This window comes from Flavobacterium faecale (assembly GCF_048320115.1).
Taxonomy (GTDB): Bacteria; Bacteroidota; Bacteroidia; order Flavobacteriales; family Flavobacteriaceae; genus Flavobacterium; species Flavobacterium faecale_A.
Genome location: NZ_CP182943.1, coordinates 2,002,902 through 2,017,432, shown reverse-complemented (window position 1 = coordinate 2,017,432; position 14,531 = coordinate 2,002,902). Strand labels below are relative to the sequence as shown.

Annotated in this window: 12 protein-coding genes; 4 read left to right on the top strand and 8 right to left on the bottom strand. The window is 33.7% G+C overall.

Annotated features, from left to right (window positions below; all coding sequences use genetic code 11):
- The first annotated feature begins 189 nt into the window (after positions 1–189).
- Complete coding sequence (locus ACNH59_RS08445) at positions 190–843, top strand: hypothetical protein (RefSeq protein ID WP_418262109.1); 654 nt, start codon at positions 190–192, stop codon at positions 841–843.
- A 230-nt stretch (positions 844–1,073) separates the two neighbouring features.
- Here ACNH59_RS08445 and ACNH59_RS08440 read toward each other — a convergent pair whose 3' ends face one another.
- Entirely contained in the window at positions 1,074–3,443 is a 2,370-nt protein-coding gene (locus tag ACNH59_RS08440) for a hypothetical protein (RefSeq protein ID WP_418262108.1), read from the bottom strand.
- Positions 3,444–3,651: 208 nt separating this feature from the next.
- Between ACNH59_RS08440 and ACNH59_RS08435 the strand changes: the two genes are divergently transcribed.
- Entirely contained in the window at positions 3,652–4,623 is a 972-nt protein-coding gene (locus ACNH59_RS08435; protein WP_418262107.1) for an OmpA family protein, read from the top strand.
- 84 nt (positions 4,624–4,707) lie between these two features.
- Here the strand turns inward: ACNH59_RS08435 and ACNH59_RS08430 are convergent, their stop codons facing one another.
- The 4 genes from ACNH59_RS08430 to ACNH59_RS08415 form a co-directional block, all read right to left on the bottom strand.
- A complete protein-coding gene (locus ACNH59_RS08430) occupies positions 4,708–5,007 on the bottom strand; it encodes a hypothetical protein (RefSeq protein WP_418262106.1) in 300 nt (99 codons plus the stop codon).
- A gap of 98 nt (positions 5,008–5,105) precedes the next feature.
- On the bottom strand, positions 5,106–5,936 hold the full coding sequence (locus ACNH59_RS08425) for a mechanosensitive ion channel family protein (RefSeq protein ID WP_418262105.1): 831 nt from the start codon (positions 5,934–5,936) through the stop codon (positions 5,106–5,108).
- A gap of 15 nt (positions 5,937–5,951) precedes the next feature.
- Positions 5,952–6,155: a hypothetical protein gene (locus ACNH59_RS08420; protein WP_418262104.1), complete on the bottom strand. Its 204-nt coding sequence runs from the start codon at positions 6,153–6,155 to the stop codon at positions 5,952–5,954.
- Between the two features lie 5 nt (positions 6,156–6,160).
- Positions 6,161–6,739 (bottom strand): RNA polymerase sigma factor, encoded by a 579-nt coding sequence (locus tag ACNH59_RS08415; protein ID WP_418262103.1) that lies wholly within the window; start codon positions 6,737–6,739, stop codon positions 6,161–6,163.
- A 196-nt stretch (positions 6,740–6,935) separates the two neighbouring features.
- On the opposite strand from ACNH59_RS08415, the gene ACNH59_RS08410 reads away from it, so the two are divergent.
- On the top strand, positions 6,936–7,799 hold the full coding sequence (locus tag ACNH59_RS08410) for a sigma-70 family RNA polymerase sigma factor (protein WP_007804760.1): 864 nt from the start codon (positions 6,936–6,938) through the stop codon (positions 7,797–7,799).
- Between the two features lie 85 nt (positions 7,800–7,884).
- Positions 7,885–8,547, top strand: coding sequence for a ribulose-phosphate 3-epimerase (gene rpe / locus ACNH59_RS08405; RefSeq protein WP_418262102.1), 663 nt, complete (start codon positions 7,885–7,887; stop codon positions 8,545–8,547).
- A gap of 72 nt (positions 8,548–8,619) precedes the next feature.
- Here the strand turns inward: rpe and ACNH59_RS08400 are convergent, their stop codons facing one another.
- The 3 genes from ACNH59_RS08400 to ACNH59_RS08390 are packed head-to-tail and all read right to left on the bottom strand — an operon-like array spanning position 8,620 to position 14,384.
- Positions 8,620–10,713: an OmpA family protein gene (locus tag ACNH59_RS08400; RefSeq protein ID WP_418262101.1), complete on the bottom strand. Its 2,094-nt coding sequence runs from the start codon at positions 10,711–10,713 to the stop codon at positions 8,620–8,622.
- A gap of 60 nt (positions 10,714–10,773) precedes the next feature.
- Positions 10,774–11,709 carry a type IX secretion system membrane protein PorP/SprF gene (locus ACNH59_RS08395; RefSeq protein WP_418262100.1) on the bottom strand — a complete coding sequence of 312 codons (936 nt, stop codon included), beginning with the start codon at positions 11,707–11,709 and terminating at the stop codon, positions 10,774–10,776.
- A 32-nt stretch (positions 11,710–11,741) separates the two neighbouring features.
- Entirely contained in the window at positions 11,742–14,384 is a 2,643-nt protein-coding gene (locus ACNH59_RS08390) for a gliding motility-associated C-terminal domain-containing protein (RefSeq protein ID WP_418262099.1), read from the bottom strand.
- Positions 14,385–14,531 lie beyond the last annotated feature (147 nt).

Here is a 14,531-nt window from a genome sequence, read left to right as displayed (position 1 = left end):
ATTGGAAGCTTAAACATTAAGTAATACGATTGTTTGCATGTTCTTTATTAAATTCAACATATCCCGTTCGCCTTGGCGAACGGGATTTTTGCTTCTAATACCATTCCCTTAGAACAACTATTCTTTTAGTTGATTCTCATTAAAAAGCCGTATATTTAAAATTACCTTTCAAAATTTAAATCAAACCCTATGAAATATCAAGTTACCATCGATAATATTGAAACAATAGAAGAATTACATTCATACTGGTCCACTGACGACTACGTTAAACTACTCGATGCATTTGGATTCCCAGACGCTAAAAGCAGAGATAATAATGAATTACGTGAACTCTTATTTATGGCAATTAGTGATTACGAACCTAATGAGGCAGCAGCTATTTTACTAAATTTCAAATTATCTGATGAACTCACTGAAGGCCAGATTGACCAAATTTCAAACGAAATGCTATTGGATAAAATTTGTGAAGAATACCCTGTAATAAAACTTCATGCTCCTTTATTCCACTGCAACCAACTCTTATATCACGCTTACAATGGGAAATTCCCCAATGCTAAAGCAATAATTTTGAAATGCAAGATTAGCTCTGAAGAAAAAAAGCATTTAACAAAAGGACAGTTCTTGAAAATACTCAACAACGGACTTGCCGAAAACAACCTCATCAAACGTCTTTTTGACGAACCAATGACTACTGCCGCAGAATTTCCGGACGCAGATGGAATTGTATGGGAACTCCATACACAGGACAATGAAAATTACGAAATGATTACTTCAGAATATTGGTTGGATCGCTCTAACCTGATTGCCTCTGAATTTGAAGGTGAATTAATCGAAGAAGCGTAAAATAATACAAACGTTATTTATTTCCTTGTTTGCATTAGGGATGGGAGCAATTGTTTGAGCTCTTATTGTGGAGTCCCAACACTTTGGGACTCCACAATAAAGCGAGTGCGGACAGCCCGACCGAAGGGAATGCCCAAAAAAACTTATTTTTCATATATAGATAAACATCAAAATCCCCAATCCAGATTATGATTTGGGGATTAAGTTTTTTATCATTGTTTTATATTGTGCTAAAAAGGCAAACGATATCCCACTGCAAATTGTACGTTATTAAAGAAATCTCTAAGCGTAAAATCGGTGAAAAGTCGGCCATTGGCTATTTTTAAGTTGGCTCCAATGATGATATTGTGATTAAAATTAGTGTCGCCATCAATCTTCATCACTCCTGCTCCAATTCCAAAATATGGGGCTACGTATCCTGAAGTACCTATGGGATTGAATGTGTAAACTACATTTCCAGAAATCCCAAAAGATTCTGGGTCTGAAAAACCATAATACAGTTCGGGCATGAATTCCATTCCTGTGTTTCTGATTCCATAGTTCATTCGCAGCCCAGTATTAAAGGCAGTTTGATCTCCAAAATTAACTCCCGTAAAAAGACTCGTGCCCTTATAATTCAAACTCTTTTCTGAACGACTGTTGTCACCTAACTCTTTTAACAACTCTTCACTACTGTGAAAACCCTCTGAGCTTTTTTCAGTAGGTACAGACTCTACTGGAACAGCTTCGGCTTGTTTTTCAACCACCACTACTTTTGTTTTTTCATCGGCAGCAGCATCCAATTTTTCAATCTTTTTTTCGTTTGACTCTACTTGAGTTTTTAGTACATCCATTTTATTCGTGGTCACTTTGTCTTCGATCACTTTATTGACCTCTACTTTTTTTTTGTCGGGAGCTGTAGTATTTGTTCGTTCCAAATACAACTTTTCCAAAAACTCAATCCTTTTACTCATTTGCTCCATGGTACTCTTTTCTGAACTCGATTCTTCCCTTTGAGGATTTTCTGTTTTGTCCAAAATCCTATCAATAAGCAATTCTAGTTCAGCAGGAGTCATTTTAATCAACTCTTTAGGCTGAACCGTTTTAGTTGGCAGACCTACTTTCTCAGCTTCGTCAGGACTAACTTGATTTTTCTTAACCACCTCATCTACTTCATTTAAGGCTTTTTGAGTTTTCTCCTTTTGTTCCAGGACAGTAACTGCTTTGGCAACATTATTCACTTTATTTGCGGCTTCCAATTCAACTTGTAAAGAATCGAGTTGCATTTGATACTTTGACTGAAGCTTATTCAATTTCATCTTATTATTCATTCTTTCTTGCTCCAGTCTCGTTTTAAATTCTTGTTGAGAAATCTTATCTTGACGTTCTAAAGCGGTATCCATTTGAGACTGATAGATGTCATCTGGATTTTTGGATTTTGCTCCAAATGTTAATTTCACACCCGCATTATACATCATATGCGTTTGCAATTGATCTGGATTAGACAAATCCTCAACATCTTGACTTGAGGTCAAAATTCCTCTGGCGCCACCCGTTATGAGGAAGTTTTTACTTAATGGAATATTCAATCCCAGACCTGCCGAGGCAAATTCTTCACTCTGAACACTCACGTTATTTACTCCTTGATACTGACTAGAAGTATTTATATAACCACCTCCTAAAATAAGGTAAGGCGTCACACCATTTCCATCATTGAGTCGCGCTCTGAACTCTAATCCGTACATAGAAAATTTATCAAAGTTGGTCGAGATTTGATCATCATCCATAGCATGCAAGTAAAAAAACCTAATTCCAGTAAACTGATTAAAATCTAAACCAGCATAACCACCCAATAACCAAGTATCTCTAAAGGCAGACTTATCATCAAACTTCATATAATTTAAACTTGGTTCTACTACCCAACGTAGTCCTTTGAAACCTCCTCTAAATTTTTGCAAATAAGCTCTATCTAATTCAGATAAAGTTCCTGGTTTTCTTCCTCCTAGGTAAAACTGCAAGGCTCCTTGGACGGACCAATTGGAAAGCAATCCACTTGAAAAGTCAGCATTAGTTACTCCAAAATTAGTTTTGTCGGCGTCAGTCAAAAGGTATCGGCCTGCATTAAAATTGTACAAAGTATTCTTCCCTTCTACGGTAAAAACAATGCGGTCGGACAATTTAGTTTTAATCCCCAAACCAAGACTTGTGTAGATTTGCTCATATTCTTCTCCTCCTTCAATTTCAATATTTTGAACACCTGTACCCACTACCAAGTATGGACTCAATTTTCCAGATCCAATATTAGCTTTAAATTCTCCGCCCCAGCGACTTAAATTTATATCACGAGGCTGAAACATACTGTTTGAAAAACCACTTATTCCATAATCATCAAAATTAGTTTTTAAATCTACTGATTGCGAATAGGTAGCTCTTAACTCAATAAACTCTCCAAAGCCAAAGCCTAATTTCCCACCAATTAATGTTCCATCTTTAAGACCCGCCTGATTATCCCACCAAGTATATTCTGCCGAAGGCGAAAATGTAAAACTGATGTCTTTTACCTGGGAAAAACAAAAGCTAGATAACATCAAAAACAAGAAAATGTGTAATTTTTTTTTCATGATTAGTATTTTGATTGGTTAGTATTCAATTTTCTAAAATATCTCAATAGTACTTTTAGAACTCTTAAAATTTCATATATACTATTGTCGAAAAAACTTTGATTTTCATCAACAAACTATAATTATGACACTCAATTCTTTAAAAAGTCACAATTCGGACTGTGACTTTTTAACAAGTATAGTGTCTAACCTTATAAAAGACACTATTATGAAAACGAAAACTAGCTTTATCTTTTTTTTCATTCTTTATACTGTAATGGCTTACAGTCAGGAAAACACGACTAGTGAAATCATTATTTCCGAGGAAAATTTAATATCCTTAATAAAACGTATTCAAGAAAAACGAGCAGCTTTATTCAAAGAAACCTCAACCGACAAGTCCAAACAAGTACATCAAGAAGTTTTGAATCAGGAAAACAGCTATTACATCAGTAGCCCACAAGCACAAGCAAAAACAACAAATCCCATCAATCAAAGTCAACTGAACGCGATTTACACTAAACTCAATACGCTTGAAAAAGAAATCAATCAGCTAAACGCTCTTGTTTCCCAAAACCAAAAAAGAAGCACCCAAAAAGAAGAAAGCGTAACTGTGATAAAAACTAATACAGATAATAAATCTTCCAATGAAATCAATCAAAAATACCAAGATGAAATAATCGCCTTAGAAAAAAGGATAAATGAACTTAAAAAGGCATCTGAAACACAAAAATTAGCTCCCGATGCCAAACCGATTGTCATCACCCAAGCCGCTGCGACAGCTCCCACTGTTTCACAAATAATTGTTTCATCAAAGGACACGATTGTAGTTGAAAAAAAAGAACTATCCAATTATCCTGAACTTGTTAAAAAATATGGTTCCGTAACCAAGCCAATTTACTTTGAAAATAACTCTGTCGTTATTGATTCATCTTATCACTCAGTATTAAATGAACTCAAAACAATCAGCGAGAGCACCGACAAAATTGATTTTTATATCCACGGCTATGCCAGTCAAAAAGGAAGTCCTATTTATAATGAAAGACTTTCTATGCGCAGAACAGAAAATGTAAAAAAACATCTGATTTTGAAAGGCATCCACCCCAGTAGAATTCTTACACAGTATCATGGCGTTGATTATTCTGTTCAAGATGAATCACTCGCTAGAAGAGTTGAGATTAAATTTATGATTCGAAAATAGAGACACTAAAAAACGGCTGTCTTGCCTAGACAGCCGTTTTTATATTATAGATTATGAAGTCACACTTTAGTTATATCCATTAGACTAAGAGTTGTCTTTTTCATTTTCTTCCATTTCTTCTTGCGCAGAGTTGAATGTCTCCATTCCTTTTGCAGGCATATAAATTTCAGTTTCATAGGTCGAAGTCACTTCAACAATTTCTCCATGTGATCCGCTTAACGCACCGTTTAGCTTTCCTAAGAATTTTTCCAATTTAGCATCGGGATTATTAAACAAATCAACTTGTAATTGTCCTATTTTTTGAATTAAACTCTCACATGAATTCTTAATATCTTCCAGTTTATGAAAGTTACTCTCTATTGCATCAATTTTAGATTGTTCCATAATAAATAGTTTTAGGTTATACAGTTTAGACACCAAGTATTAAAAAAAGTCACCGATTTCATATTAAAAATTTACTACAGCCACAAAAGCTATAAAAATCAGGCCTTTTTTACCTCAACAATATTCTCTACAACTTCTTTTATCGGAATAATAAATTTCCCCGTTTCGGTTTTTAGTGTCATACTCACATTATCAATAGCCACAATTTGGCCCTCCATCGTTTTCAATTTAATCACATCTCCAACTGTATAATTTTTTCTAGCATAAAAAGTCAATAGTAAACCTTGTATCACCTCTTTTGAACCAAGTCCAAAAGCCAATGCAAACGTTAATAAGAAAGCACCAAAAATAAGGGTTATATTACTGGTAATTAACCCAGTATCGACACCCGCCTGATTTAATGCCGTAATGGCTACTAAAGCTACAATTCCGTAAAAAACGAGAGAACTAATAATCTTAGCACCACTAAAATCCAAAGAATTAAACAATGCATAGATTGCTTTTCGGACAAAATTGGCAATATACAAACCAATCATAAGAAGCACTAAGGCGCTAAATAATTTAGGTAAATACCGCAATAGGTTACTAATCTCAATAGAAATGACATTCCATTTCATGACGTCTGCAGCAATTATCAAAAATATCAACATTAAAATCCAGCGTACAAACCCAAGTATAATATTGGAAACCGAAAATTTAATATTAGACTTACCAAAAAGCTCTAAACTGGTCAGCTTAGCTGTAAGCTTATCAATATTGGCTATTTTCAATGCTTTTTCTAACAGATAATGGACGACAGTTGCTATCACCCATCCTATTAACAACACCAACAAAGCGAACAAAAAATTCATCAAACCTTCACCCATTCTATCGAACAAAGAGTTTAAAGTTACAAAAGCGTCTTTTTGAATCTGAGCAACTATTATCATGATGTACTAAGTTATTTAGGTATCAGTATTCTTATCTATATTCCTATTTTTAGTTTTAAACATTCCCTCAATTATATTGGCATAGTTCAATGAAAATAAGTCTGCCAATTCTAATAATAATTTAATTGTATTTACATCATCCATTACTTTTTCTCTCAAATCCTTAGGCACTTCTTGATCTGACACACTTATACTTTTAAATGGATTTCCATCTTCCATGATTACTACTCTAATCTATTATACGCTTCTACTAATTTTACTTTTGCTCTAGAAATTCTCATTTTTACAGCACTTTCAGACAAGGACATCACCTCTTGCAGTTCCTTAATGGAGGCATCGTCTTGGTATTTCATTTGTAAAACAATTTTATCTTCGGGCGGTATTTCGTCCATAGCTTTTTTGATTTTCTTGATTTGCAATTGGTACAAATTATAATCACTGATCTCAATTGCTAAATTGTATTCTTTATCGATACTTTTAGATTGACTTGCCATTTTACGTTCCTTATCTCTATTTAAATAATTAACACAAAAATTATAGGTAACGGAATACAGCCAAGTTGAAAAACGAGATTTCCCTTTAAAAGATGAAAGTTTAATAAATACATGCAAAAATACATCCTGAGTCAAATCTTTGGCTTCGTCTATGCTATGCACAAAGCCATAACATTTGTTGAAAACCAGATGCTCATATCTGTCATAGAGATAACCAAACACAACCGTATCCTTGATCTTACTTATAAGCAAAACCAATTCCTCATCTGATAGATTGTTATATCGCTGAATATTATTTAAACTTTCCAAATTTTGTATTTATTTAGACACTAACTATTGCAGTAAGTCACTTTAAATTTACAACTAATTTTGTTAATACTCTAAAAATTAAACTATTAGACTCAAATAACAAAAAATATTAAAATTTATCTCTCTCGATTGTAACTTTTATAGAACTCTATACGTATAACTACACGTACACATTTAAATTTGAGGAGATAAACACATGAGACAACTAAAAATTACCAAACAGGTTACCAATCGTGAAACCGCATCATTAGACAAATATTTACAAGAAATAGGTAAAGTTGATCTTATTACTGCTGACGAAGAAGTTGAATTAGCACAACGCATTAAAGCGGGTGACCAACGTGCTTTAGAAAAATTGACAAAAGCCAATTTACGTTTCGTAGTTTCGGTAGCAAAACAGTACCAAAACCAAGGTCTAACCCTTCCCGATTTGATTAACGAAGGAAACTTAGGTTTGATTAAAGCGGCACAACGTTTTGATGAAACTCGTGGTTTTAAATTTATCTCGTATGCTGTTTGGTGGATTCGTCAATCGATCCTACAAGCTTTGGCTGAACAATCACGTATCGTTCGTTTGCCATTAAACAAAATTGGTTCTATCAATAAAATCAACAAGATGTATGCTTTATTAGAGCAATCTAATGAGCGCCCACCATCTGCTGAGGAAATTGCTAAGGAACTTGACATGACGGTAAATGATGTTAAGGAGTCTATGAAAAACTCTGGTCGTCACTTATCAATGGATGCGCCTCTTGTTGAAGGTGAAGATTCTAACCTTTATGACGTTTTACGTTCTGGTGAGTCTCCAAACCCTGATAGAGAGTTAATCCACGAATCATTACGTACCGAAATTGAGCGTTCTCTTGAAACATTAACTCCACGTGAGGCTGATGTAGTTCGTTTGTATTTTGGTCTTGGTGACCAACACCCAATGACTCTAGAAGAAATTGGAGAAACTTTTGACTTAACACGTGAGCGTGTACGTCAGATTAAAGAAAAAGCAATCCGAAGATTAAAACATACTTCTAGAAGTAAAATTTTAAAAACATACCTAGGTTAATCTCCGTATTAGCCACCTTGAAACTCCAGTTTAACGCTGGAGTTTTTTTTTGTAACTTTGCAAAAAATCACCATAGACAACTAGAATGAAAAACACACTTATTGCTCCATCAGTATTAGCTGCTGATTTTGCCAACTTAGAACGAGACATTAAAATGATTAATAGCAGTGAGGCTGATTGGTTTCACATTGACATTATGGATGGTGTATTTGTTCCAAATATTTCTTTTGGAATGCCAGTTCTAGAGGCAATCAAAAGACATGCCACCAAAACAATCGACGTACATTTGATGATTGTTGATCCAGATCGATACATTTCGACTTTCAAAAAACTAGGAGCAGACGTTCTTACGGTACATTTAGAAGCTTGTACGCATTTGCATAGAACATTACAAGCTATTAAAGCGGAAGGGATGAAGGCAGGAGTAGCCTTGAACCCTCATACGAACGTTGACTTGCTGGAAGACGTCATTAATGATATCGACCTAGTTTGTATCATGAGTGTGAATCCGGGTTTTGGAGGACAATCGTTTATCGAAAACACTTATGACAAAGTAAGAAAACTAAAAGCTTTAATCAACAAAAAAGGAGCTTCAACGATTATCGAAATTGACGGTGGAGTTACCAATAAAAACGCAAAACAATTAGCAGAAGCTGGCGCTGATGTATTGGTAGCTGGAAGCTACGTTTTTGGCGCAGCTGATCCAATAGCTACAGTAGCAGATTTGAAAAAACTGACTTGCTATTAATTTAAAAATAACTAAAAAACAGAAAAGCTCCCAAATTCAATTTTGGGAGCTTTTCTGTTTTAGCATTATATTTTACAAATTCTTGATCACAAATTCACTTCTTCTATTTAATTCATGTTGCTCCTCAGAGCAAGATTCTTCGGGTTGACATTTGACGATTTGAACTGTTTCCCCATAACCTTTGGCAAAAATTCTATTTTTATCAATGCCTTGTTGTAAAAAATAATCTCTTGTTGAATTAGCACGATTGGCCGATAAATTCAAATTGTATTTATCATTCCCTCGATTATCCGTATGCGAACCGATTTCTATCACCATTTCGGGATACTTTTTCATCAAGTCCACCACTCTGTTTAAAATTGGCTTTGATTCCTTTCGAATGTACCATAAATCATAATCAAAATAAATAGGATCTGTTTTAATGATCAATCGATCTTTATCCTTAACCACATCTTTTTCGGCGGCGATAATATTGGCTACTTTTTCTTTTTTCTTAATCTCAGCTTCTTGAACCGCTCTTTTTTCGGCTACTTCTTTATCTCTTTTTTGTCTCTCAAGACGCGCTTGTGCTTGTGCTTGTTTTTCAGCAATAATGGCTTGATTCTCCTTTTTAACAACATCCAAAGAACGCAATGACATAGAAGCATCATTTACTTTCTTTCTTTCTTTATTTAATTTCAAAGCTCGATAATCATTAGTAAACCCCTCTTTTGACGCCAAAACTACATAAGAAGCTTCACAAGGAACAATAAAATGAAATGCTCCATCAGCAGTTGTTAGTACTTTCTCTAACTCCACTTTATCAGAATTTTGCAAAAGAACCACAGCTTGATCAAAAGGTAATTTTGTGTCAAAATCAGTTACTACACCTGTAATAAATTGAGAACAATCTTCAACAATTAATGGTTTGATTTCTTTTAACTCATAAATATCATCACTGCCTTTTCCGTTTTTTCTATTAGAAGAAAAATAGCCTTGACGAGTATCAGAATCAATAGTAAAACAAAAATCATCATAGCCAGAATTCACTGGAAGCCCTACATTAATTGGACTAGAAAATCCATTTCCACTTATTTGAGAAACGAAAACATCTAATGAGCCATAACCTGGCAATCCATTGGATGAATAGTACAATTTATTATCATTGGATACAAAAGGAAATTGCTCTTTTCTATTCGTATTGATTGTACTTCCTAGATTAACAGGGTCTCCATAATCTGCCCCTAGAATTTGGACACTAAAAATATCAAAAGAGCCTAATGTTCCTGGCATATCAGAGGCAAAATACAAGGTTTTCTCATCAGGACTCAAAGCAGGATGTTCTACTGAAAAATCTTCACTATTAAATGGTAGCGATTTAATATTTGACCATTTCCCATCTAGGAATTCAGCTCTAAAAATTTGAAGATTAGAAACTTTGTCTTTATTCTTTCCTCGTTTCCCGTTTTTATAATTATTTCGGGTAAAATAAACCGTTTTTCCGTCTTTGGTAAAAACAGCATTAGACTCATGTAAAGAGGTATTTATATCTTTCGAAAATGATTTGGCAATGGAGTCTTTTCTATTTAAATTATCTAGAGGGATTTCCAAAACATCCAGATAACCTTCGTTATTCCATTTGAATTTTTTATCAAATAAATTTGTTTTTGAAACCCTTGAAAAAATTAAATTTTGCCCCAACTTAACTGCTCCAAACTCTGATTTATCCGTATTTATAGCTAAATTTTTGATTTCATAACGATCACCAATAGCCGAGATATTTTCGAGTTGTTTGATTTCTTTTTCTAAATTTAAAAGAGCTACTTTATCATTTTGACTACTCCAATAATGTCTCATAATTTTATTAGCTTCGTCATAATTCCCAGAAGCTTTTAACATTTGAGCATATCTAAAATAATATTCTTGTCCAACTTCCTTACCATATTTCGAAAGCAACATTCGGTAATGAATTTGAGCATTGACATAATCATTAATAAAATAATAGGAATCCGCAAGATTCCTCAACACCTCTAATGAATTATTTTGCTTGGCTATACTTTCATACAATGAGATAGCTTCGCTATAATATGTTCTTTCAAAAAAGCGTTTGGCTCTTTCTTGATCTTGCCCTTGTGCGTTAATCAATTGTACTGAAAATACAATTAGCAATAATATTATTTTTTTCATAAATGCGAAATTTATTTACCGGCGGTCATTCTAATTATATGCTTTTTGTTTCTTTAAGTTTTAGAAAAATCTCGGCGACTTATCAAATCCTTTCTTGAGCAAATCCAAATCAAACAATACGAATATTTCATGTGTTCCTGAATTATATTGACTAAGATTTGACAAGGTATAATCATAAGAATAACCTACTCTCACACTTGGCAAAACTCTTATTCCCATCAATGCGCTCACTGCATCACCTATTCGATAAGCTGCACCCAACTCAAATTGATTATTATACAAAACATTTGCAGACAAATCTAAAGTAACTGGTGCTCCTTTAACATATTTAGTCATGAAAGCGGGTTTCAATTTCCATAAATTCGATAGTGTTAAAACATAGCCTGCCGTCAAAAAAGCATGAGTGTTTTCAGATCCAAATGCCTTTAGGCCTTCTTTCTTTTCAAGATGTTTTGAGGCTAATAAATTAGGAACTGACAATCCCACATAGTAAGTATCAGTAAAATAATAAGCTCCAATACCTACATTAGGTTTTATGATATTATTATTTTGTGCAAAAGCAGGATCAGTAGAAGTATCACCACTATCAAACATAAAACCATCAAAATTAGTTTTAAGAGTGGTTACTCCCACTTTTAGTCCTAACGATAATTTATGGTTGTTATTCAAATCCAATACATAAGCAAAATCAGCATAAAAATTATCTTCTTTTTTGGCTCCCGAACCAATGTTATCAGAAATCAAAGAGAAACCCAACTCTACTTTTTTATTAACGGGCATGTGTCCAAAAACGGTCATAGTTTTAGGAGCTCCTTCAATATCATTCCATTGAGAACGGTAAAGCATCCCTAAATTCAACAATGACTGACTTCCTGTAGCATAAGCAGGATTGACCACATTCATATTATACATATAATGAGTATACTGTGGGTCTTGTTGGGCATTGATAGTTATTATAAAAAATAAAAAACTTACAATTAATATTGTTTTTTTCATTTGAAAATATTTATAAAATAATGAAGTTCTAATTATCTGTTTAGATAAAGTTTACCTTGCTTAGGAGCTATAGTTCCTTTATTGAATTTAACGACATAGAAATAAACGCCATTTGGAGCAGTTCCTTCTATTCCTACTTTATAATCGGAATTATTGCCATCCCACTCTGGTTTATTCCTATCTCCTTTGAACATCAGATTTCCATAACGATTGAAAATCTCTAAGCTAAAATCTGGATAAATAAAGGATATATTTTTGATTCTAAAAGTGTCATTTATGCCATCACCATTTGGCGAAAAACCATCTGGAATAAAAATATCCCCCACAATTTCACAATTTGCTAAACTAACGGTTACTTCCAAAACTTCAGAAAAACAGCTTTTACTTGATGAGTAATTATACCCATAATAAGTAGTACCTTCCTTTAATAATTCAGTTGCTACAACTTGATTTCCATTAATTGGAGCATCATACCAAACCAATTGATCTAAATAAGTCACATTATTTGTCAATTCTTGAATCGTAGGTTTATCGATACCACAAAACTTTTCACCATTTGGATTTAAAATTGGTTTCGCTACTTCATGAACGACAACATTAATTGTTGCCAAACTTGATTGACAACCCGTAGTAAGATTTACTTCTTTCACATAATAAGTTCCCGAAATTAAAGGAGTAGTTGACACTAATGGAGTTGTACTTGTAGCCGAATCAAACCATTGAAACTGATTTCCATTAGGACTTAAATCTCCAATAGCCGGATTATCAATTTTACAAACAGAAAAACTATTGGATGTGGGTGTAACAGGTAAATTAAAAACACTAAAATTAGCCATCGCATTAACAACAATTGCTTGACATCCATTAGTATTATCTACTAAAGAATTTATAGTAAAAACATTGTCCCCAATAGTGTTTAATGAAGATGCTGGAATCGTAAATGACGTGTTTCCAGATGAGACCGCTAAATCTATTGATTCATTAGTTATAACATTTGCTCCACTAATTTTGTAAACAACATTAATATTTGTCAATGTTCCTAAACCTGATAAACTTACATTCACCATTGCCTCTTTACAAATAGAAGGAATACTTATTTTGAGAGTCGAAACATCTGGCAAGGGTTTTATATCGAACACTTTATTCAAACTAACCGTATTTGTACAACCAGTAACAACATTTGTTATTCTTGTAATCGAAAGAGTTGTATTTCCTATACTAGGTAAAATATTGGACGGAATTAAAAAAGACCCCACTCCTCCTATAACATTGATTGTAGCCGTTTGATTTGCAATGGTATTTGTTCCAGACAAACCATAAATAATAGTATAATCCCCATCTGATAAATTTGTATTTCCCGAAATAACAACAGGAATATCAAAACCTTTACAAGCTGAAGAAACCGCTACTGTAGCATTATTAATTTTAGGGATGGGATTTACATGAAGTACATCTATGATAGAGCCTATAATATTCGTACAAAGTCTTAAACTATTTTCTTTGTATATATTTGAAATACTAACGGTATAATCAGCAGCTTTAGTTATACTTGTTTTATCTATATTAAAAGTCAAAATCCCTCCAGAAAACAAACCGAGGGTTGTGTACGAATTTGTTGATGTGCCTGTATCTACTTTATAGGACACTACGTAACTCCCATTTGGAATACTCATAATTCCTCTGTTCAAAACCGCTTGATAAGAAGCAATTGGTAAATCATTTTCACATATATCCGAATTTACCTCTAATTTAGAACCCGTAAAGTCAAGACGATCTTCAATAATTATAGTAAAAACAGTCGTTTTGGGTTCACATACAGGACTTTCAGGAATCACAGTATAAGTAAAATTATAAGTTCCTGCTCCAAATCTATTATAAATATCTTGTACATCAATTGTTGTGTCTAAGATTCCTGACAGCTGACCCGTACCTGATTCTGACCAAAGTCCACCAGCATCTTGACCAGATAATCTAGTATCTAAATCAAGGCTTTTATATAATGACAAATCATCCGTGTTACACAACAACAAAGCTAATGAACTACCTGGTATCGCTGGCTTTTTTGTTTTAACAAAAACCGTAGCTGATTGTTGCGCACAAGTTCCAATTGCAGGAATCGTATAGGTAAAAGAATAAATTTGCTCATAAGGGACTCTAGTAGCATCAAAATAACTTCCACTTAAAGCTCCCGTTCCACTATTATCTGTCCAAACACCTCCAAATTGTGGTCGAAGAAAATTTCCATCAAATGCTTGAAATAAATTAAAACTATCATCATCTCCGCAGACAGTCACATTAGAACTCGTTACTCCTGTATAGCCTCCCACCGTCACAGTAACTATTGAGGAATCCACACACCCTCCTTTATTCACCATATAGGTATAGGTAAAAACACCACTATTACGGATAGCTTGAACATTTAGCACTCCAGAAGAAGTATTCAAACCTCCTGTCTTTAAATTATCAATCCAGACTCCTCCAGTAATTGCTGAAGATCCCAGTAAACTAAAAAGATTTACAGATTTACTTGTTTCATTTGAAACATCACAAACGGTAATAGAATTATCATTCCCTGCACATTGTGCATTTAATTTTGGAATTAACGTCAAAAGTAATAACGATAGAACGTGCTTTAACAGGCTAAACCTTGGCGTAATAAGCGATTTTAATGTCATAAAAATTTCTTAAATTTTAGCAAAAATAAGATAAAAATCGGACGAGTCTATTGTTTTGTTAATTTAAAAAACGCTTTTTTGAGAAAATTTATTTACAAAAAATTATCCTCAAATAGTTGTATTGAATTACAAAATTACTATTAGAAA

Excerpts from the sequence above, each read along its gene's own strand:
- rpe (WP_418262102.1), top strand. The coding sequence starts at position 7,885 with ATGAAAAACACACTTATTGCTCCATCAGTATTAGCTGCTGATTTTGCC.
- ACNH59_RS08440 (WP_418262108.1), bottom strand. The coding sequence starts at position 3,443 with ATGAAAAAAAAATTACACATTTTCTTGTTTTTGATGTTATCTAGCTTT.
- ACNH59_RS08420 (WP_418262104.1), bottom strand. The coding sequence starts at position 6,155 with ATGGAAGATGGAAATCCATTTAAAAGTATAAGTGTGTCAGATCAAGAA.
- ACNH59_RS08410 (WP_007804760.1), top strand. The coding sequence starts at position 6,936 with ATGAGACAACTAAAAATTACCAAACAGGTTACCAATCGTGAAACCGCA.
- ACNH59_RS08445 (WP_418262109.1), top strand. The coding sequence starts at position 190 with ATGAAATATCAAGTTACCATCGATAATATTGAAACAATAGAAGAATTA.
- ACNH59_RS08435 (WP_418262107.1), top strand. The coding sequence starts at position 3,652 with ATGAAAACGAAAACTAGCTTTATCTTTTTTTTCATTCTTTATACTGTA.
- ACNH59_RS08430 (WP_418262106.1), bottom strand. The coding sequence starts at position 5,007 with ATGGAACAATCTAAAATTGATGCAATAGAGAGTAACTTTCATAAACTG.
- ACNH59_RS08425 (WP_418262105.1), bottom strand. The coding sequence starts at position 5,936 with ATGATAATAGTTGCTCAGATTCAAAAAGACGCTTTTGTAACTTTAAAC.
- ACNH59_RS08390 (WP_418262099.1), bottom strand. The coding sequence starts at position 14,384 with ATGACATTAAAATCGCTTATTACGCCAAGGTTTAGCCTGTTAAAGCAC.
- ACNH59_RS08400 (WP_418262101.1), bottom strand. The coding sequence starts at position 10,713 with ATGAAAAAAATAATATTATTGCTAATTGTATTTTCAGTACAATTGATT.
- ACNH59_RS08395 (WP_418262100.1), bottom strand. The coding sequence starts at position 11,709 with ATGAAAAAAACAATATTAATTGTAAGTTTTTTATTTTTTATAATAACT.